The sequence below is a fragment of the Aeromonas sp. FDAARGOS 1409 genome (genome assembly GCF_019048705.1).
Taxonomy (GTDB): Bacteria; Pseudomonadota; Gammaproteobacteria; order Enterobacterales; family Aeromonadaceae; genus Aeromonas; species Aeromonas sanarellii.
Window position 1 is genome coordinate 2,310,970 of sequence record NZ_CP077395.1, and the last position, 20,437, is coordinate 2,331,406.

At 63.6% G+C, this 20,437-nt stretch carries 17 protein-coding genes and 3 pseudogenes; 13 read left to right on the forward strand and 7 right to left on the reverse strand.

Annotated features, from left to right (window positions below; all coding sequences use genetic code 11):
- Positions 1-3 precede the first annotated feature (3 nt).
- Entirely contained in the window at positions 4-315 is a 312-nt protein-coding gene (locus I6L39_RS11005; protein ID WP_216989671.1) for a hypothetical protein, read from the reverse strand.
- 14 nt (positions 316-329) lie between these two features.
- On the opposite strand from I6L39_RS11005, the gene I6L39_RS11010 reads away from it, so the two are divergent.
- From I6L39_RS11010 to I6L39_RS11030, 5 genes are all read left to right on the forward strand, one after another.
- Positions 330-1,355, forward strand: a complete 1,026-nt coding sequence (locus tag I6L39_RS11010) for an ABC transporter permease subunit (RefSeq protein WP_042079122.1) — start codon at positions 330-332, stop codon at positions 1,353-1,355.
- 103 nt (positions 1,356-1,458) lie between these two features.
- On the forward strand, positions 1,459-2,502 hold the full coding sequence (locus I6L39_RS11015; RefSeq protein ID WP_216989672.1) for an ABC transporter permease: 1,044 nt from the start codon (positions 1,459-1,461) through the stop codon (positions 2,500-2,502).
- 82 nt (positions 2,503-2,584) lie between these two features.
- Positions 2,585-4,402, forward strand: a complete 1,818-nt coding sequence (locus I6L39_RS11020) for an extracellular solute-binding protein (protein WP_216989673.1) — start codon at positions 2,585-2,587, stop codon at positions 4,400-4,402.
- A gap of 25 nt (positions 4,403-4,427) precedes the next feature.
- Complete coding sequence (locus tag I6L39_RS11025) at positions 4,428-5,465, forward strand: ABC transporter ATP-binding protein (RefSeq protein ID WP_209793193.1); 1,038 nt, start codon at positions 4,428-4,430, stop codon at positions 5,463-5,465.
- A gap of 91 nt (positions 5,466-5,556) precedes the next feature.
- A complete protein-coding gene (locus I6L39_RS11030) occupies positions 5,557-6,558 on the forward strand; it encodes an ABC transporter ATP-binding protein (protein ID WP_216989674.1) in 1,002 nt (333 codons plus the stop codon).
- 609 nt (positions 6,559-7,167) lie between these two features.
- Here the strand turns inward: I6L39_RS11030 and I6L39_RS11035 are convergent.
- Positions 7,168-8,619, reverse strand: coding sequence for an aminoacyl-histidine dipeptidase (locus I6L39_RS11035; protein WP_042079127.1), 1,452 nt, complete (start codon positions 8,617-8,619; stop codon positions 7,168-7,170).
- 920 nt (positions 8,620-9,539) lie between these two features.
- Between I6L39_RS11035 and gpt the strand changes: the two genes are divergently transcribed.
- The 6 genes from gpt (at position 9,540) to I6L39_RS11065 (ending at position 15,203) form a co-directional block, all read left to right on the forward strand.
- Complete coding sequence (gpt, locus tag I6L39_RS11040) at positions 9,540-10,007, forward strand: xanthine phosphoribosyltransferase (protein ID WP_209793199.1); 468 nt, start codon at positions 9,540-9,542, stop codon at positions 10,005-10,007.
- A 155-nt stretch (positions 10,008-10,162) separates the two neighbouring features.
- Positions 10,163-11,431, forward strand: a complete 1,269-nt coding sequence (gene frsA / locus I6L39_RS11045) for an esterase FrsA (RefSeq protein WP_042079129.1) — start codon at positions 10,163-10,165, stop codon at positions 11,429-11,431.
- A gap of 63 nt (positions 11,432-11,494) precedes the next feature.
- Positions 11,495-11,887, forward strand: coding sequence for a sigma factor-binding protein Crl (gene crl, locus I6L39_RS11050; RefSeq protein WP_209793200.1), 393 nt, complete (start codon positions 11,495-11,497; stop codon positions 11,885-11,887).
- Positions 11,888-12,021: 134 nt separating this feature from the next.
- Entirely contained in the window at positions 12,022-13,125 is a 1,104-nt protein-coding gene (proB, locus tag I6L39_RS11055) for a glutamate 5-kinase (RefSeq protein WP_042079131.1), read from the forward strand.
- A 32-nt stretch (positions 13,126-13,157) separates the two neighbouring features.
- A complete protein-coding gene (locus I6L39_RS11060) occupies positions 13,158-14,411 on the forward strand; it encodes a glutamate-5-semialdehyde dehydrogenase (RefSeq protein ID WP_216989675.1) in 1,254 nt (417 codons plus the stop codon).
- A 156-nt stretch (positions 14,412-14,567) separates the two neighbouring features.
- Positions 14,568-15,203 (forward strand): murein L,D-transpeptidase catalytic domain family protein, encoded by a 636-nt coding sequence (locus I6L39_RS11065; RefSeq protein ID WP_216989676.1) that lies wholly within the window; start codon positions 14,568-14,570, stop codon positions 15,201-15,203.
- Positions 15,204-15,260: 57 nt separating this feature from the next.
- On the opposite strand, the gene I6L39_RS11070 is transcribed toward I6L39_RS11065, so the two are convergent.
- Positions 15,261-15,692 carry a universal stress protein gene (locus I6L39_RS11070; protein WP_042079134.1) on the reverse strand — a complete coding sequence of 144 codons (432 nt, stop codon included), beginning with the start codon at positions 15,690-15,692 and terminating at the stop codon, positions 15,261-15,263.
- Positions 15,693-15,884: 192 nt separating this feature from the next.
- On the opposite strand from I6L39_RS11070, the gene I6L39_RS11075 reads away from it, so the two are divergent.
- On the forward strand, positions 15,885-16,625 hold the full coding sequence (locus I6L39_RS11075; protein ID WP_216989677.1) for a hypothetical protein: 741 nt from the start codon (positions 15,885-15,887) through the stop codon (positions 16,623-16,625).
- A gap of 32 nt (positions 16,626-16,657) precedes the next feature.
- Here the strand turns inward: I6L39_RS11075 and I6L39_RS20260 are convergent.
- The 4 genes and pseudogenes from I6L39_RS20260 to I6L39_RS11080 all read right to left on the reverse strand — a co-directional run.
- A pseudogene (locus tag I6L39_RS20260) lies at positions 16,658-16,763 on the reverse strand (TrmH family RNA methyltransferase); the annotation flags it as partial.
- A gap of 9 nt (positions 16,764-16,772) precedes the next feature.
- Positions 16,773-16,878 (reverse strand): annotated as a pseudogene (locus tag I6L39_RS20265) (RNA methyltransferase); the annotation flags it as partial.
- 12 nt (positions 16,879-16,890) lie between these two features.
- A pseudogene (locus I6L39_RS20270) lies at positions 16,891-16,996 on the reverse strand (TrmH family RNA methyltransferase); the annotation flags it as partial.
- A gap of 9 nt (positions 16,997-17,005) precedes the next feature.
- Positions 17,006-17,509, reverse strand: a complete 504-nt coding sequence (locus I6L39_RS11080) for an RNA methyltransferase (RefSeq protein ID WP_245195949.1) — start codon at positions 17,507-17,509, stop codon at positions 17,006-17,008.
- Between the two features lie 283 nt (positions 17,510-17,792).
- Here I6L39_RS11080 and I6L39_RS11085 point away from each other — a divergent pair, with 283 nt between their 5' ends.
- A complete protein-coding gene (locus I6L39_RS11085; protein WP_216989678.1) occupies positions 17,793-20,417 on the forward strand; it encodes a nitrate reductase in 2,625 nt (874 codons plus the stop codon).
- Positions 20,418-20,437: the final 20 nt, after the last annotated feature.

Here is a 20,437-nt window from a genome sequence, read left to right on the forward strand (position 1 = left end):
TTTTTATCTTGTTGTTTTTATTGTGCTTTGCAATTCTTTAAACGGGTGTGTAATTAATTTTTTAATAATTAAAAACAAGTTAAAGAGGATGGCGTAGCAGTTTTTTATATTGAAGTTGGTTTTTTTGAAAAAAATCATCGGCGAGATATGCTGCGGGAGGGATGCCATGATCGCTGGCTTGGTTCTACTTGATTTTTGTTGCAGAGCTTTTACAGTGACCAGGCCGGATTGTCTGCCAATGCCAGTCAATTCAGCGAGTAATGCCAGGAAGGACAGGCCTGTCACCGGATGTGACTGGCCATAAAAGAACAACAAGGACGAGGTTCCACATGCTGTCGTATTTCTTACGTCGGATGCTTCTGATCATCCCGACGTTTCTCGGGATCACCCTGCTCGTCTTCACCATCACCCGTTTCGTGCCGGGTGGTCCGGTCGAGCGCATGCTGCTGCAGGCCCAGGTCTCGCAAAATGAGTCCGGCCGCTCCAGCGGCAGCAAGGGGGCGCAGGCGCTCTCCGACGAGCAGATCGAGGAGCTCAAGGCCTTCTACGGCCTCGACAAGCCCATGCTGATCGCCTATTGGGAGTGGCTGCAGAAGCTGGCGGTGCTTGATCTCGGCGAGTCGACCCGCTACTACGAGCCGGTGTGGGACCTCATCAAGGAGCGGCTGCCGGTGACCGCCTTCTTCGGGCTGGCGACCTTCCTGCTGAGCTATGCCGTCTCCATCCCGCTCGGGGTGGCCAAGGCGCTCAGGCACAACAGCCGCTTCGATTCGCTGAGCTCCATGCTCATCTACATGGCCTATGCGCTGCCCGCCTACGTGGTGGGGATCTTCCTCATCACCGTCTTCGCCTTCCATCTGGAGTGGCTGCCCATGGGGGGCTTCCCTGGGGACGATTTCGAGTACATGGAGAGCCGCTGGGATCAGATCCGCACCCTCTTCGCCCACGCCCTGCTGCCCCTCATCGCCTACGCCATCGGGGATTTTGCCATCCTCACCATGACCATGAAGAACAGCCTGATGGAGAACCTGTCGGCGGACTACGTGCGCACCGCCGTGGCCAAGGGGCTGCCGTTTCGCAAGGCGGTCACCGACCACGCCATGCGCAACAGCCTGATCCCCATCGCGAGCCACCTGGGGTCGGTGCTCACCGTCTTCTTCGGCGGCTCCTTCCTCATCGAGACCATCTTCAACATCGACGGCATCGGCCTGCTCGGCTACGAGGCCATCGTGGAGCGGGACTACCCCACCGTCATGGGCATCCTGGCCATCACCTCCATGCTGATGCTGGTGGGCAACATCGTCTCCGACATCTGTGTGGCCCTGGTCGACCCCCGTGTCAGATTTGGAGACTGAGGATGAATCTGATCTCTCTTCTCATGCCGATGTCACGCCCTATCGTCTCCGATACCTGCGTTGCACCTCCTGTGGATCCCCGCGTGCGGTTTGGAGAATAACCATGCAGCTCAATCCGGTTACCTTGAAAAAACTCAAGCGCTTCAAGTCCATCAAGCGCGGTTACTACTCCTTTGTCATCTTCTCGGCCCTGGTGATCATCTCCCTGCTGGCGGAGCTCCTGGTCAACAGCCGGGCGCTGGCGGTGAGCTATCAGGGGGAGCTCTACTTCCCCACCTATGGCGACGTGATCCCGGGGCAGCACTTCGGGCTCGACTACGAGTACGAGACCAACTACCGCCAACTGCAAGCCAAGCTGGAGCAAGAGGACAAGGGAGACTGGGTGCTGCTGCCCCTGGTGCCCTGGAACCCCTATGAGCAGGACTTCAAGGAGGAGGCCTATCCGCCCTATGCGCCTAGCCTCACGGAGCGCCACTTCCTCGGCACCGACACCAGCGGTCGCGACGTGCTGGCACGGCTGGTCTACGGCTTTCGCATCGCCATCGGCTTCGCCTTCATCGCGCTGGTGGCGAGCTATGTCATCGGGGTCAGCATCGGCTGCATGATGGGCTTCCTCGGCGGCCGTTTCGATCTCATTCTGCAGCGCTTTATCGAGATCTGGTCCCAGGTGCCCTTCCTCTACGTCATCATGATCCTGGTGTCCCTGGCCAAGCCGAATTTCGGCCTCTTCGTCGGCATCAACGTGCTGTTCGGCTGGATGGGGATCACCTGGTACATGCGCACCCTCACCTACAAGGAGCGGGCGCGGGACTATGTGATGGCGGCGCGGGCCCAGGGGGCGGGCACGGGGCGCATCATCTTCCACCACATTCTGCCCAACACCCTGATGATGATCGTCACCCTGGCGCCGTTTGCCGTGGTGGGCAACATCTCTACCCTGACGGCGCTGGACTATCTGGGCTTCGGCCTGGCGCCGCCGACCCCGAGTTGGGGGGAGCTGCTCTCCCAGGGGATCAACAACCTGGATGCCATCTGGATCGTGAGCTCGGTGGTGGCGGCGGTGAGCCTGGTGCTCATCATGGTCTCCTTCATCGGCGAGGCCATCCGGGAGGCGTTCGATCCGCGCAAATTTACCCGTTATCAGTGAGGCGCGGCGCCATGCCAGGCCGCGTTGACAGAACCCTTGATGAATAAGCCCCCAGTGCAGGGGCATGACCAGGAAGTCAAACATGAACAATAAAATCAAATGGATAGGTGCTATTTTTCTGCTGGTGAACGGATCCTGGGTGTGGGCGGCCAGCCTGCCTGCGGATCTCAAGTGGGAGACCAACGACACCGACCCCGTGTTCGCCTCGCCCAAGGCGCTGCCCGGCGGCACCCTCAACCTCTTCGTCGACAGCTTCCCGCTGACGTTTCGCACCGTGGGGCCCGACTCCAACGGCTCGTTCCGCTCCTTCATCCAGGACAACCAGCTGAGGCTCATCAGCTTTCACCCCAATACGGGCAACCCCATTCCCTCGCTCGCGAGTGCCTGGGCCATAGCGCCGGACAGCCAGACCGTCTACTTCAAGCTGGATCCCCGCGCCAAATGGTCCGACGGCAAGCCGGTCACCGCCGATGACTACACCTTCGGCTACGAGATGATGCGCTCCAAGGACATCAAGGGGCCCTGGTTCAACAACTACTACACCACCGAAGTGGTGGCGGTGGAGAAGATCGACGACCACACCATCCTGGTCAAGGCGGGCAGCCGCAAGGCCAAGCTGGATCTCCTCAACACCACGGAGCTGTGGCCCCAGCCCAAGCACTACTACAAGATGGGCCCGAACTGGGTGAAGCACTACAACTGGGCCGTGGTGCCCACCACGGGCCCTTACGTGATGAGCGAGGTGAAGAAGGGCAAGTCCATCACCTTCAGCAAGCAGAAGGAGTGGTGGGCAAAGGACGATCGCTACAACCAGCACAGGTTCAACATCGACACCATCAAGGTGCAGGTGATCCGCGACCACAACATCGCGTTCCGTCACTTCCTGAAGGGGGAGCTGGACACCTTCGAGATGATCCTGCCGAACTGGTGGCATGAGAAGGCGGTCACCCCGGAGTACAAGAAGGGCTATGTGCAGAAGGTGATGGCCATGACCGACACCAAGCAGGGCGGGCAGGGGATACACCTCAACGTCAGCCATCCCAAGCTGGCGGACATCAACGTGCGGCTCGGCATCCAGCACGCCATGAACCTCGACAAGATGATCGAGACGGTGCTGCGCGGCGACTACGACAGGGCCACCACCTTCGGATCGGGTTTTGGCGAGTTCACCGACATGACGCTGCCGGAGCGGGCCTACGACATCGCCAAGGCGCGGGAGTACTTCGCCAAGGGGGGCTACGGCAAGCCGGGGCCGGACGGCATACTGCAGAACGACAAGGGCGAGCGGCTGACCCTGGCCCTCACCTACACCAGCCAGGAGCACTCCAAGCGGCTGACCGTGCTCAAAGAAGAGGCCAAGAAGGCGGGCCTGGATCTGGAGCTCAACCTGGTGGACGGTGCCACCGGCTTCAAGGTGATGCTGGAGAAGAAGCACGAGGCGGCCTGGCTCGGCTGGGGCGGCGGCGGTCTCTACCCGCAATACTGGGAGTCCTTCCACTCGGACAACGCCAACAAGCCCCAGACCAACAACCTGTTCAACGTGGCGGACAAGGAGCTGGATACCCTGATCGACGCCTACAACGTCGAGTTCGACATGGCCAAGCGGGCCGGGATTTCCCGTCAGATCCAGCAGCGCATCTATGATCTCGCCATCTTCGTGCCCGGCGTCCAGCTCAACTATGTGCGGGCCAGCAGCTGGCGCCACGTGATGCTGCCAGAGGTGCCCGCCACCCGAAACACGCCGGATCTGCTCTACTGGCCCATGGATGGCTACCCCCACAGCAGCGGCGGCCTGCTCTGGATCGATCCCAAGGTGAAGGAAGAGACCCGGAAGGCCAAGGCCGAGGGGGAGGCGCTCGCCCCCGTCACGCTGATCGACAAGACCTATGCACGTCATTGATGTGGTTGAGAAGGGAGCAGCAGTCATGCCCAACACACAGGCCCCCGTTTTCGGTGCCAGGCATCATGAGGATCCGCGCCATGCCCCCATCCTGGAGGTGCGCGATCTCGAGGTGGAGTTCGCCGTCGACGACGGCAAGATAAAGGTGCTCGACGGGGTAAGTTTTTCCGTGGCGCCGGGCAGGACCCTGGGCATCGTCGGCGAGTCCGGCTGCGGCAAGAGCGTCACCTCGCTCGCCATCATGGGGCTGCTGCCCAGGCCCCACGGCCAGGTGGTGGCAGGCTCCATCCGTTTCCAGGGGGAGGAGCTGCTCACGCTGGCACCGGATCAGATGTACAGGGTGCGCGGCAACCGCATCTCCATGATCTTCCAGGAGCCCATGACGGCGCTCAACCCGGTGCAGACGGTCGGGGATCAGCTGATGGAGGTGTTTCACCTGCACAGGCCGGACTACAGCAAGGCACAGCGCCGGGAGGCCGCCATCGCCATGCTGCAGAAGGTGGGGATCCCGGAGCCCGTCCAGCGCTTTTCGGCCTATCCCCACAACCTGTCGGGGGGCATGCGCCAGCGGGTGATGATCGCCATGGCGCTCGCCTGCGAGCCCGACTTGCTCATCTGCGACGAGCCGACCACGGCGCTGGACGTCACCATTCAGGCCCAGATCCTGGATCTGATGAAGGCGTTGCAGGCCCAGACCGGCATGGCCATCATCTTCATCACCCACGATCTCGGGGTGGTGGCGGAGCTGTGCGACGAAGTGGTGGTGATGTATGCGGGGAGGGCGGTGGAGCGGGCAGACATCTACGAGCTGTTTGACCATCCGCGCCATCCCTATACTCATGGTCTGATGGCCTCGATCCCGCGCCTCGAAGATGTGCCAAAGAGCCTGCTCAAGACCATCAAGGGCCAGGTGCCCGCCCTGCACGAGATGCCGGCGGGTTGCCGCTTCTCCAACCGTTGCCCCCATGCCACCGCACTGTGCGTGGAGACCATACCGGTGACCGAGCAGCTGAGCGATCGCCACGCCGTGGCCTGTCACCACTGGAAGGAGTTGAGCATATGAGTCGTGTGTTGCCGGTACGGGACGGGGCTCCGTCCTTCTGCGGGGCAGAGGCATCGCCACTGTGCCTCCCAAGCGGTGGGGGGAGAGCGTCATGAGCACCTTGTTGTCCATACGGGATCTGAAACAGCACTTCAAGATGGGCGGCGGCTTCCTGCGCAAGCAATACACCGTCTATGCGGTGGATGGCATCAGCTTCGATCTCCGGCAGGGGGAGACCCTCGGCCTGGTGGGGGAGTCGGGGTGCGGCAAGTCCACCCTGGGGCGCTCCCTGCTCAAGCTGTTCGAGCCGACCGCCGGCTCCATCACCTTCGAGGGGCGCGACATCACCCACCTCTCGCCCAGGGAGATGCGCTCCCTGCGCCAGGAGATGCAGGTCGTGTTCCAGGATCCTGCGGAATCCCTCAACGGCCGCCACACCGTGGGGCAGATCCTGGAGGAGCCCTTCATCATCCACGGCAAGGGCAACGCCGAACAGCGGCGTGCATGGGTGCAGGAGCTGCTGGACAAGGTGGGGCTGCCCGGCAGCGCGGCGGATCGCTATCCCCACGAGTTCTCGGGAGGCCAGCGCCAGCGCATCGGCATCGCACGGGCCATCGCCCTCAAGCCCAAGCTGCTGGTGTGCGACGAGGCGGTGTCGGCGCTGGATGTATCGGTGCAGTCCCAGATAGTGAACCTGCTGCTCACCCTGCAGCGGGAGATGAACCTGGCCATCATCTTCATCGCCCACGACCTGTCGGTGGTCAAGCACATCTCCGACAGGATTGCGGTCATGTATCTGGGCCGGATCGTCGAGCTGGCAGAGGCCCAGCAGCTCTATCTGGCCCCCCGTCACCCCTATACCCAGGCGCTGATCTCCGCCATCCCGGTGCCGGATCCCCGCAGGCGCAGCCAGCGCATCCTGCTGACCGGGGACGTGCCGTCCCCCATCTCGCCGCCGAGCGGCTGCCACTTCCATCAGCGCTGCCCCTATGCGACTGAGTTGTGCCGCACCACGTCACCCGATCTGGAGCCGTGCGGCGGTGCGGCTCATCAGGTGGCCTGCCATTTCCCCCTGGCCCCGGCGGAGGCGGTGCCGCTGGGAAAGGCGATATGATGCCGGTGCCCGCATCGCAGCAAGATGGCACGGGGGACAAGCAATAAAAAAATGGGGCCTGCAGGCCCCATCTTCATGGTTGGAGTTCAGGTTTGGCCGTGGAACATCTGGCCCGGGCAGGACAGCGCCCCGAAGGGGTGGCTGTTGTGTGGATTGCTGGATTGTTTTGTAGTTTTATTACGTTGCTAACTTCAACTTCCGGACGGACGACATCAGGCGCCATAGCGGAAGTAGTAGTTGCGGGTTGCAGGCGCATAAGTGTCTTTCTCTTCGACGCCTTTCTTGCTGGTTGCACCCTTCAGGTGGAACAGCACTGCCAGGTTCTCAAACATATATTCACCTCATCGGTTGGTGTTCATCGGTTGCGTGTGACCTGGGTCACGGTTTGATCCTATGGCCTTATGTGACCTGGATCAACTTTTTGTGTTGTAAATTTACATAAATCATGGAAAAGGTTTTCAAAAGCAGGGTTGCTTATGGATACGATTTCAAGCCCGGGTCACGGTTGGGAGGGCGAAGGCTGGGCAAAAACTGGCAGGCCGGGAGGGGCAGCCAAAAAGATGCCCCGCACGGGGCGGGGCATCTTTGTTGTCGAGGTGACGCGGCTGTTTACTTGGCGGGGATATGTTCCAGCACGTGGACCAGCAGTTGCCAGAAACGCTCGACCGCCGGGATGTGCACCTTCTCGCCCGGCGCGTGGGCGCCGCGGATGGTCGGGCCGAAGGAGACCATGTCCCAGTCCGGATAGGCGCTCTTGAACAGGCCGCACTCCAGGCCGGCGTGGATCACCATGACGTTCGGCATCTCGCCAAACAGGGTCTGGTAGCTGCTGCGCACCAGTGCCATCACAGGGGAGTCCACGTTCGGTGCCCAGCCCGGGTAGGCGCCGGTAAACTCGCAGCTGGCGCCGGCCAGGGTGAACAGGGAGCGGGTCATCTGCTCGATGCTCTCGCGACCGGAGTCGATGAGGGAGCGGATCAGGCACTGCACGTACACCTCACCGTCGAGTGTCTTGATGACGCCCAGGTTGGTGGAGGTCTCGGTGACGCCCGGAATGGCGTCGCTCATGCGCATCACCCCGTTCGGGCAGGCCATCAGGGCGTCCAGCAGGCGGGACTGCAGGCTTTCGCTCATCAGTTGGGCCGGTTTGTCCCGGGCGGTGAGCAGCACGGTCAGGTTGGCTTCGGTGGCGGCCAGCTCGCTCTGATAGATGCCGGTGTAACGGTCGACCAGGGCCTTGAACTCGTTGACGCTGGCGGCGGGCACCAGCAGGCTGGCGCGGGCCTCGCGCGGGATGGCGTTGCGCAGGGTGCCACCGTGGAGCTCGGCCAGACGCAGGCCGAGCGGCTCGGCGGCCTTGAGCAGGCGCACCAGCAGCTTGTTGGCGTTGCCGCGACCGCGGTGGATGTCGACCCCGGAGTGACCGCCGCGCAGCCCCTTGACCTGCAGCTCGAAGCCTTCGCCTTCAGCGGCGGCGACCCGCTCCAGGGGGAAGCGGATATTGGCATCCACCCCGCCGGCGCAGCCCATGTAGACCTCGCCATCCTCTTCGGAGTCGGTGTTGAGCAGGATCTCGCCCTCCAGCCAGCCCGCTTCCAGACCGAAGGCGCCGGTCATGCCTGTCTCTTCGTCCGTGGTCAGCAGCACTTCCAGCGGGCCGTGCTTGATGCTCTTGTCGGCCAGCACGGCCAGACAACCCGCCATGCCCATGCCGTTGTCGGCACCCAGGGTGGTGCCGCGGGCGGTGACCCATTCGCCATCGATGTAGGCATCGATGGGATCCTTGGTGAAGTCGTGCTGGGTGTCCGCGTTGGCCTGGGGCACCATGTCGATGTGGGCTTGCAGCACCACGGCCTTGCGGTTTTCCATCCCCGGCGTGGCCGGTTTCTTGATGATGATGTTGCCGACGGCGTCCTGTTTGACCGCCAGGCCTTCTCCCTGGGCCCACTGCACTATCCAGGCGCTGAGCTGGGCTTCGTGCTTGGAGGGGTGGGGGATGGAGCAGATCTGCTCGAAGAATTGCCAAATCAACTTGGGAGACAGAGAACTGAGCTGTGCCACGTCGGGACTCCTTACCAGCATGGAAATTGTCGGGGCCCCATCTGCGGGCCTGGGAAGAGGACAACGATAATACAGTCAATCACGCAAAAATGTGAGCGATCAGCGCAAATAGCGGTCTGCTTGTGCTGGCAAAGGGCGTCGACATGGCGCACTTCACTGTCCCGCCTCGTTGAATCAGCACAAGATGAAATTCGTGATGTGCATCACAAAAATATTGTCATTTCGGCGCCGAATGGTAAATTAGCCGCCGTGGCCAGCCCACTTGTCAGGATGACAATCAATGCCTCCAGGGAACCGAAGCAAAGCAAGTGCGCCTCCATGGAACCGAGTGTCCGTTCAAGGATTTGAACCCGCATTAAGGTACGTAACTTGTTAAGCAATCAGGAGTTCATGATGTCAGGCAGCAATTCAACCTATTGGTTTGCCCAATCCCTCTATACCCAGGGCTTCAACTACCCGAATCCCTACGCCAGTCGCCGCTGAGGCAGACAGGCAACCCAAGAGCAGCAGGAGTGAGGACCCCATCCTCCCCTGCTATTTTTTTGTCCGGCATTCGGAAATGAGCTGCTCGAATGGACACCCTGCTGGCGAAAACCTGTTCCCCGTGTAGCCTGAACGGCGGGAGATGGCCGACTATTCCTGCTTTTCGCATACGTTTGCCACTCTTTTTATCGACAAAGGGTGCTATCATACCGGCCCAACAGCCGGCCCGAGTGCGGGATCCTGCCCGACATGGCCGCCAGCTACCTCCAATCCCTGCGTTCATTGCATCCGTGTCTGCCACCGAGGCGCCAGCCCTGAGGCGGCAGACGTGCAAGCAAAATTCGGGAAACGGAGCGCCAGAATTGACCGGATCCCCTGTGTCTGCCGGGGTCCTTGCCTCTTAAGTGATTGCTTTATAACTCGTTGAGATCGATAGCATGCCAAAAAAGTTCTACGTATCCTGGGATAACCTGCAACGTGAAGCGCGCCGTCTGGCCCGTCGTCAACTGCCTGTCAGCCAGTGGAAAGGGATCATCGCCGTCAGCCGCGGCGGTCTGGTACCTGCGGCCCTGATGGCCCGCGAACTTGGCATTCGCAACGTCGAAACCCTCTGCATCTCCAGCTATGACCACGACAACCAGCGTGAACTGGTGGTCGTCAAGGCGGCCACCACGGCCGGTGACGGCGAAGGTTGGCTGGTGGTGGACGATCTGGTGGACACCGGCGGTACCGCCAAGGCGATCCGCGAGCTCTATCCCAAGGCCAAGTTCATCACCATCTTCGCCAAACCCATGGGGGAGCCCCTGGTGGATGACTTCGAAGTCGCCATCCCGCAGGACACCTGGATCGAACAGCCCTGGGACATGGCGCTGGAATTCGCCAAGCCTATCTGCGACGAAGCCTGATCATTGCCTTGCCTCGACCGGTCGCCGCGTCTGGCTCCCTGAGGCATCAATGAACCACTCGGGCCCCTTTTGGGGCCCGATGCGTTTCAGGTGTGGCTGCTCGCCCTGAAAAGTGGTTAAGATGGAGCATTGTTTGCGACAGAAGAGCCACCATCTTGGAACCAAACGACGATACCAACCTGACGGAAAAGCTGTTCACCCGGGTCAAAAAGGTATTGGAAACCTCCGAAATCTCCAATTCCAGCCCGGTTGACGAGCACGATGGCTCGCTGACCGAGAGCTTTATCGACGGTGCCCTCTCCCCCCGCTGGTATCGCCTGCTGCGTCGGCCGACCTGGGCCTGGCAGGGGGCGGATCCGGTGGAGGTGGAGCAGACCCTGGCCCAGATCGCCATGGGGCAGGGGGAGCGCAGCCACGAGCGCTACCTGGATACCATCAAGGGCTATGTGCCCGGCAACTGGGTCTATGAGTGGAGCCAGCTGGCCGGTCGCTACTTCAACCGGGGGCGCGAGCTGGTGGCCCAGGGGGAATCGGCCAGCGCCCTGAAGCATCTGCTCAAGGCGGTGCGCTACTACTCCATCGCGAGCTACCCCCACCTCAAGCACGACGAGCTGGCGGATCAGGCCCAGTTGCTCGGCAACATGGCCTATCGCGAGGCCGGACGCCTGTTCAAGGTGCCGCTCAAGGAGCTGCAGGTCCCGTTCCGGGGCAAGACCATCCAGGGCTATCTGCACCTGCCCACCACCGACAAGCCGGTGCCCCTGGTCATCGTCAGCGGTGGCATCGACTCCCTCCAGGTCGACTTTCTCAACTTCTACTTCAAGTGCCTCGAGCCCCACGGCATCGGCATGCTGTCCCTGGACATGCCGGGGACCGGCTATGCCGAGCACTGGCCGCTGGTGCAGGACACCAGCCGCCTGCACCAGGCGGTGCTGGGCTACCTCGCCGAGGTGGCCTGGGTCGATCACCAGCGCATCGCCATGGTGGGTTTCCGCCTGGCCGGCAATGTGGCGGCCCGCCTCGCCTTCGTCGAGCCCTTCAAGCTCAGGACCGTGGTCTGCATCGGTGCCGGCATCAATCAGGTGTTCACCAACCAGGAGCTGTTTGCTCGCTGCCCCCGCATGATGCGCGACGGCCTGGCAAACCGGCTGGGGGCCGACGCTGGCCAGTGGGATCTGCTGCGCACCAAGTGCCAGGTCTTCTCCCTCAAGACCCAGGGGCTGCTGGGGAGCCGCACCTCTGTGCCCATCCTGAGCATCGGTCACAAGAAAGATTTCATCTGCCCCGAGCAGGATGTCCGGGCATTGGCCGCTGCGAGTCGCAACGGCAAGGCGGTAGTGTTTGACAAGCAGCCGCTGCTCGAGGTGTATGACGAGGCGCTGAAAGAGACGGTCGATTGGCTGAAAAAGCACTTATGTACATGATATAAAACTAAAAATGTAACATCACCATGTGATGGTATGGCTTGTTCAACAGGGAGGTTCAGCATGTCAGAGAGAGTGACCTACAAGCGATTGCTGCGGCAGTTCGCGGCCATTGGCCCCTATTTGCGTGAAGATCTGTGCGAGGAGGGGCGCTACCGCTTCGACTGCCTGTCCGTCTGCGTCAGCGCCAAGCCGGCGCCGGACAAGCGGGAGTTCTGGGGCTGGTGGCTGGTGCTGGAGCAGGAGGATCACCACTTCAGCTACCACTATCAGGTCGGCTTCTACAATGCGGAGGGGGTCTGGCTCGACAAACCGCTGCCCAAGAAGCACCAGGCCGAGGTGGAGCGCACTCTCCATCACTTCTACAAGCTCATCAGCGGCAAGCTGGCCCAGCTGGAGTGCACCCTGTCACCCGCCGACCAGGTGACCGCCGAGCTGAGCGTGACGGCGGCCTGATCTCCCGGCCCCCTGTCTGACTGGCGCGGGGCCGCTTCTCTCTTGCCCTTGCAACCCGGCAGGCTTAATTGCCTTGCAGGGCAACAGGGCCGTGGGTATAAAGGGATTCCTTACTTTTCTAACCCTTCGTTCCCATGGAAAACAGAACCATAGTCGTCAAACTGGGCACCAGCGTGCTCACCGGGGGATCTGCCCGGCTCAACCGTGCCCACATGGTGGAGCTGGTCAGGCAGTGTGCCGCCTTGCATCGACACGGACACCGTGTCGTCCTGGTCACCTCGGGGGCCATCGCCGCCGGGCGTGAACACCTGGGCCATCCTCCGCTGGCGCCTACCTTGCCGAACAAGCAGATGCTGGCGGCGGTCGGCCAGACCCAGCTCATCCGGGTGTGGCAGGACCTGTTCAATCTCTACGGGCTGCACATCGGCCAGATGCTGCTGACCCGCGCCGATCTGGAAGACAGGGAGCGCTACCTCAATGCCCGCGATACCCTGCGTACCCTGCTCGATCATCGCATCATTCCCGTCATCAACGAGAACGACGCCGTGGCCACCGCCGAGATCAAGGTGGGGGACAATGACAACCTCTCCGCCCGTGCCGCCATCCTGGCGGACGCCGACCTGCTGATCCTGCTGACCGATCAGAAGGGGCTCTTCACCGCTGATCCGCGCACCAACCCGGATGCCCAGCTCATCGAAGAGGTGCAGACCATAGATGACACCCTGCGCTCCCTCGCCGGCGACAGCGTCAGTGGCCTCGGGACCGGCGGCATGGCCACCAAGCTGCAGGCGGCCGACGTGGCCCGCCGGGCCGGGGTGGACGTGGTGATCGCCACCGGCCAGATCCCGGAAGTGATCGGCCGTCTCGCCGCAGGGGAGCGGGTCGGGACCCTGTTCCCGGCCCTGGCCTCCCCGCTGGAAGGGCGCAAGAGCTGGATCCTGGCGGGCCCCCCTCCCCACGGAGAGGTGCAGGTGGATCAGGGGGCCGTGGCCGCCATGCAGGAGAAGGGCTCCAGCCTGCTGCCCAAGGGCATCACGGCGGTGAAGGGCGACTTCGCCAGGGGCGAGGTGGTGCGCATCCTGGATCCCAAGGGGAGCGAGCTGGCGCGCGGCATCTGCCGCTACGATCACGTCGAGCTGGAGAAACTGCGCGGGGTACACTCGGATCAGATCGAACAGGTGCTGGGGTACGGCTACGGGGCCGTGGCCATTCACAGAGACGATATGGTGCTGCTATGAGCAGTCCCAATGAAAGTAAAAGGGATAAGGCTATGAGTCTGGAGAAAATGGGGCTGGCGGCCCGCGAGGCCGCCTATCAGCTGGCGACCGTCAGCACGGCGCAGAAGAACCGGGCGCTGGCGGCCATCGCCGACGAGCTGGAGGCACGCAGTGCCCAGATCCTGGCGGCCAACGAGAAGGACATCGCCGCCGGGCGCGAGGCGGGGCTCACGGAGGCCATGCTGGATCGCCTGCTGCTGAACCCGGCGCGTCTGGCCGGGATCGTCGCGGACGTGCGCAAGGTGATCACCCTGGACGATCCGGTCGGCGCCGAGATCGACAGTCGGGTGCTGGAGAACGGCCTGCGCCTCTCACGTCGCCGGGTGCCCATCGGCGTCATCGGCGTCATCTACGAGGCGCGTCCCAACGTCACCATCGACATCGCCAGCCTCTGCCTCAAGACCGGCAACGCCAGCATCCTGCGCGGCGGCCGGGAGACCTTCCACTCCAACCTGGAGCTGGTGCGGGTGATCCAGCATGCGCTGGCGGCTTCCGGCCTGCCCGAGGCGGCGGTGCAATACATCGACAACCCGGACCGGGCTCTGGTGGGCGAGCTGCTGCGCCTCGACCGCTACGTGGACATGATCATCCCCCGCGGTGGCGCCGGCCTGCACAAGATGTGCAAGGAGAACAGCTCCATACCGGTGATCATCGGCGGCTTCGGCATCAGCCACATCTTCGTGGACGAGAGCGCCGACCTGGTGCGCTCCCTGGCGGTCATCGACAACGCCAAGGTGCAGCGCCCCTCCGCCTGCAACGCCCTCGACACCCTGCTGGTGCACGAGAAGGTGGCCGCCACCTTCCTGCCGCAGCTGGTGGCGCTCATGAACGAGCGCAAGGTGACCCTGGTGGGGGCCCCCAATGCCATGGCGCTGCTGGCCGGCGGTGACAACCTGTGCGAGGCGGGCCCGGAAGATTTCGACACCGAGTGGCTGGGGCTGACCCTGGGGGTCAAGCTGGTGGCCGACGTCAACGAGGCGCTGGCCCATATGCGCGAGCACAACGCCGGCCACTCCGATGCCATCCTGACCAACTCCCTCGCCAATGCCGAGCGCTTCGTCAACGGCGCCGGTTCGGCGGCGGTCTATGTCAACGCCTCCACCCGCTTCACCGACGGTGGCCAGTTCGGCCTCGGGGCCGAGGTGGCGGTCTCGACCCAGATGCTGCATGCCCGCGGCCCCATGGGGCTGACCGAGCTCACCAGCTACAAGTGGGTGGGGCAGGCGGATTATCTCAGCCGTGCCTGAGGCGGGTGTGCGCAACAATCCATACAATGCCGACTCGGGTCGGCATTTTTGTGGTTTTTTATTGCTCGCAATCAAGGGCTTGCATATAACTATCCTGCAGGATGCGGTGTCACTCGGGGCGTCAGGCCACCGACAGCAAGGGGAGCGACTTCAAGGATGAAGGGACAGGATTGGAGGGCGTGGTGCGGCCGACTCTGGCTGAGCCTGCCACTGCTGCTGGGAGCGCTCTGGTTCAGCGGAGCCAGTCACGCCAGCTGGGATCAGGATCTCTATCGCCAGCTGGGTCTTGCGGGCAAGCTCGACAAGCAGGTATTTCGCCAGGCTCTGGACGGTTACCAGAAGGTGCGCCACAAGCGCAAGCCCATCCTCACCATCATCGACTACAGCAAGCCCTCGACCATGCGCCGGCTGTTCGTCATCGACGTCAAGCGCCACAAGCTGCTCTACCACACCTGGGTGAGCCACGGCCGCAATTCCGGGGAGCTGGCAGCCCGCCAGTTCTCCAACCAGATGAATTCCCGGCAGAGCTCCCTCGGGGTCTATCGCACCGCCGAAACCTATCAGGGCAAGCACGGCTACTCCCTGCGCCTCGACGGGCTCAGCCCAGGCAAGAACAGCAATGCCCGCAAGCGCGCCATCGTGGTGCACGGGGCGGATTATGCGAGCCCGAAGCATCTGCGCAAATTTGACAAGCTGGGCAGAAGCTGGGGTTGCCCCGCCCTGCCGCGGGAGCAGTCCAGGGCCATCATCGACACCATCAAGGGGGGCAGCGTCATCTATGCCCACGGCTGAGAAGGCGCAGATGGCAAAAAGGCCAGCTCGTGCTGGCCTTCGTGCATCAGGGAGGGATTATTTGCGCACCACCAGCACCGGGCAGGGGGCGTGGCGCACCACGGATTCGGCCACGCTGCCCACCAGCAGATGGCTGATGCCGGAGCGGCCGTGGCTGCCCATGACCACCAGATCCACCTTGTCCTCCTTCGCCTGGAGGACGATCTCGTCGGCGGCGCGGCCGAAGCGCACCTCGAACTTGGCCGGGATGGGCAGCAGCGCCACCAGCTCTTTCAGCTGGTTCTTGGCCTGGCGCTCCATCTCGTGGGTGATCTCGATGGCGGTCATGTGCAGGATCTTGTAGCTGTCGAAGCCGTGCAGTTGATCCACCACGTGGACCAGCTTGAGCTCGGCCTGGTGTGTATTGGCCATGAAGACGGCGTAGTCGAGCACGGCCCTGGACATGTCGGAGAAGTCGACGGGGCAGAGCAGGGATTTGATGGTTGGCATGAGAAACTCCCCTCTGGTTGGGCTACTAATGAATCTTGTTTCTCATGATACCTGAGGGGGCGGCAATAACCCTCGACCCGCTCGCAAAATCAGGAAAATGTCGGTTGGCACGGCAGTTTTCTATGCTATCTGTAAGCCTGAACGGGCCGTCTGCGGTGAGCACCGCCGATGGCCATACCACCGAGGAAACCCATGGTTCGTCTGCTCCTGTTGTGCTCCCTTCTGATCGTCTGGCCCCTGCGGGCCGACACCCTGCACGTCTACTGCGATGATTGGCCCGGCTTCTGCCGGAGGGATGGCAGCGGGATCTACCTGGACCTGGTGCGCGCCATCTATGAGCCCGAAGGCTATGTGGTTCAGCCTCACCTGGTGCCCTATAAACGGGCGCTGGCGGTGGTGCAGAAGGGGGGCGACATGGCGATGGGGGTCTATCGGGAGGAGGTGGACGGCGTCCATCAGCCGGATTATCCGGACTCGGCCGACGACGTGACCGTGGTGATGCAGAAGCGCTGGTTGCCGCTGTGGACGGGGGAGGCCAGCCTGAAGGAGCAGGAGGTGCTCTGGCTGCGGGGCTGGGCCTTCGACAAATTTATCCCGGTGCCCATGCGCTGGCACGAGCTAGACAGCCATGAGATGGCGCTGCAACTGCTGGTCAAGGGGCGCTACCGCTACTACCTGACCGCCGGCGTCCTCTATCCCAAGGGCTCCCTCCCTCCCGAACTGGCCCAGGTCTTCCTGCGCTGGATCCCGACCTACCCCATCTTCGCCGATAACGAGCGGGGCAGGCAGTTGCACGGGCTCTGGGATCCCGGCATGCGCACCCTGGCAAGGCAGGGGAAGCTGGCACAGATCTATCGGAAACACCGGCTCTACGACTACTTCCGGGACTTTATCCGGGAGCAGGAGGCGAGGGCGCGCAAGCCGTTACCCTAGCGCCATGTTTGCCACGTAGCGCACCCTCTTGCTCAAGCCTCCGCCCTCAGCGTCTTGGCCAGCCGGTCGTAGAGGATCACGTTGACCGAGGCGGCCAGGTTCATGCAGCCGTGCTGTGGTCACGTAGATCACCTCCTTGTTCTGCCCTCAGCCTCCCGATCTCAGCGTCTTGGCCAGTCGGTCGTAGAGGATCACGTTGACCGAGGCGGCGAGGTTCATGCAACCCTGATGCTATGGTCACGTAGATCACCTCCTTGTTCTGTCCTCAGCCTCCCAATCTCAGCGTCTTGGCCAACCGGTCGTAGAGGATGACGTTGACCGAGGCGGTCAGGTTCATGCAGCCGTGCTGTGGCCACGTAGATGACCTCCTTGTTCTGCCCTCAGCCTCCCGATCTCAGCGTCTTGGCCAGCCGGTCGTAGAGGATCACGTTGACCGAGGCGGCGAGGTTCATGCAACCCTGAGTCGGCACATAGATGACCTCCTTCACCGCCGCGAAGCGGGCGGGCTCCAGGGTGCCATCCTCAGGGCCGAAGATGTAGAAGGCCCGCGCCGGGTGTACATAGTCCGGCAGGGGGGTGGCCCCCTCGATCAGATCCACCAGCACAGGGGTACAGCCCTCGGGGACGAACGCCAGCAGTTCCTCGACCCCGAGCAGGGGGATCTTCTCCACCATCTGCTTGGTGTCGGTGGCAAAGCGGCGCGCCAGCTCGAAGCGCTGCCCCGTGTAGTAGACCTCGTCTGCCCCATAGCAGCCGGCGGCCCGCATCACGGCCCCCACGTTCTCCGGTGACTTGGGGTTGACCAGCCCGATGGCGCAATACTCTGGGGCCGCATCCGGCCGCGCATCGACCCGCTCTGCGGCGCCGTAACCTGACACTTTCATCTCGTTCTCCTGTGTGGCGGCGCATTATACCCCCGGCGCGCCCCTTGCCCAGCCCGTGGGGCGCATTCCCGTCCAGCGGGCCCAACAAGGGGGCGGCTGCACCGTGGCGGCGCAGCCCGGCACGCTGACGCGCAATGGCGGCGCCCCTTGCATCCTGGCGCGGGGTTTGCAGTCACTTTCCCATACAAGACGATGAGGCATCCGGACAAAGGCGTCCGTCCCCGCAGGGGGGCGGACGCTTTTTTATGGGCCCCTCGTCAGACACATGACAAGGAGCAAGGGAATGAAGACCACCTGTGCCTATTGCGGAGTGGGGTGCGGCATCCGGCTGAGCCGGGAGGGCGACAACTGGCAGTTGCAGGGGGATGAGCAGCATCCGGCCAACGGCGGCGCCCTGTGCGTCAAGGGGGCCAGCCTGCTGGAGAGCCTGGCCTTCCCTGACCGCCTGCTCTATCCGCGCTGGATGGGGCAGCGCATCGGCTGGGAGGAGGCCCTGGACACCCTGGCGGAACGCCTGGCCGCCATCATGGCAGAGTCCGGGCCTGAGGCTATCGGCATCTACCTGTCGGGCCAGCTCACCACCGAGGATTACTACGTCGCCAACAAGCTGATGAAGGGGTACCTCGGCAGTGCCAATGTGGACACCAACTCCCGGCTCTGCATGTCGTCGGCCGTGGTGGCCCACCAGCGCGCCTTCGGGGAGGATCTGGTGCCCGCCTGCTACGAGGATCTGGAGCTGGCGGATCTGGTGGTGCTGACCGGCGCCAACACAGCCTGGACCCATCCCGTGCTGTTTCGCCGCCTGCAGCAGGCCAGGGCGCGGCGCCCCGAGCTCAGGCTGGTGGTGCTGGATCCCCGCCGCACCATGACGGCGGAGCAGGGGGATCTGCACCTGGCGCTCAAGCCCGGCAGCGACGTGACGCTCTGGAACGGTCTGTGCCGCTACCTGCTCGACTGCGACGGCTGGGACAAGGCCTATGTGGCGCAGCATGTGAGCGGCTTCGAGGCGCTGGCGGCGGCGCTGGACGACCCCGCCTGGCAACTGGACGAGGTGGCCCGCAGCTGCGGTCTCTCCCGCAGCGATCTGCTCGGCTTCTACCAGCTGTTTGCCCGCACCCCCAAAACCGTCACCCTGTTCTGCCAGGGGATCAACCAGTCCAACCAGGGGGTGGACAAGGCCAACGCCATCCTCAACGCCCACCTGATGTGCGGCCGCATCGGCAAGCCGGGAGCGGCTCCCTTCTCCATGACGGGGCAACCGAACGCCATGGGGGGGCGCGAGGTGGGGGGGCTCGCGACCCAGCTCGCCGCCCACATGGGCTTTGGCGAGGCCGAGTGCGATCGGGTACAGCGCTTCTGGGGGAGCCCGACCATGGTGCGCGGGCCGGGGCACAAGGCCGTCGAGCTGTTCGAGGCGGTGCACAGGGGGGAGATCCGCGCGCTCTGGGTGCTCGGCACCAACCCGGCGGTCTCCCTGCCGGACGGCAACCGGGTGCGCGAGGCCCTGAGCCGCTGCGAGCTGCTGGTGGTCTCCGAGGTGACGGCCAACACCGACACGGCGCGCCTCGCTCACTTGCTGTTGCCTGCCGCCGCCTGGGGGGAGAAGAGCGGCACCGTCACCAACTCCGAGCGCACCATCAGTCGCCAGCGCGCCTTCCTGCCCCTGCCGGGGGAGGCCAGGCCCGACTGGTGGGCCCTGACCCGGCTCGCCCGTCGGCTCGGCTTTGGCGAGGGGTTCGCCTATGAGCACGAGCACGAGATCTTCTGCGAGCATGCCGCTCTCTCCGGGTTTGAGAACGACGGATCCCGCCAGTTCGACATCTCCGGGCTGGCGGGTCTCACCCGTGCCGAATTCGAGGCCCTGGCCCCCCTGCGCTGGCCCGTCAATGCCCGCTGGCCCAAAGGGCGTGATCGCCTGTTCGAGGACGGGCGCTTTGCCACCCCGGATGGCCGGGCCCGCCTGCTGCCCCTGGCCCAGCGCTTCCCCGAGCAGCCAGAAACGCCCCCGCTTGCAGGGGCTGTCTCCCTGCTCCTCAACAGCGGGCGGCTGCGGGATCAGTGGCACACCATGACCCGCACCGGTCACGTGCCCAGGTTGCAGGAGGCCGAGCCCTGGCCCAGGGTGCGGGTGGGGGCCGCCAGCCTGCTGGCGCTCGGCGCCAGGGAGGGGGATCTGGTGCGCCTCTGCAACGCGCTCGGGGAGGCGCTGCTGCTGGTCGGGCTGGACGAGGGGCTCAGGGAGGGGGAGGCCTTCCTGCCCATGCACTGGACCGACAGCCAGTGCAGCCAGGGGGCGGTCAACCGTCTCATCGCCGCCGTGGTGGATCCCCTCTCGGGCCAGCCCATGTTCAAGCAGGGGCGAGTGCAGGCCAGGGCGCAGCCCACCCGCTGGCAGGGGCTCTGGTGCGGCCGCCATGACTGGCGCGAGGGGGTGGACTGGTGGGCCAGGCGCCCCCTGCCCGAGGGCAACTGCACCCTGCTGGCCTCCTGGTCAGAGAGCCCCGAGCGCCTGTGGCAACGGCTGGGGGCCGAGGGGCACTGGCTCAGGCTGCCCCTGAAAGAGGGCTGGCTCGCCGTGGCCCTGGCCGGGGATCGCATCGAAGGCATCCTGCTGATGGGGGAGCGGCGCCCGGACATCAAGGTCGATCTGCTGGCCAGCCTGCTCGGCACGCCGCTCCAGGCGGGGGCCCTGAGCCAGACCCTGAGTCAGGCCCTGGCCGGGGAGAGCCGGCTGGTCTGCTCCTGCCTGCGGGTATCGGAGCAGCGCATCGTCGATGCCATCACCCGGCAGGGGGTGAGCGAGCTGGCGGGGCTGCAGGCCCTGCTCGGCTGCGGCAGCAACTGCGGTACCTGCCTGCCCGAGATAGACAAGTTGTTGATCAAACATGTTTTCCTGGCATCCGCTTAGTGCGATGCCAGGACACAAGG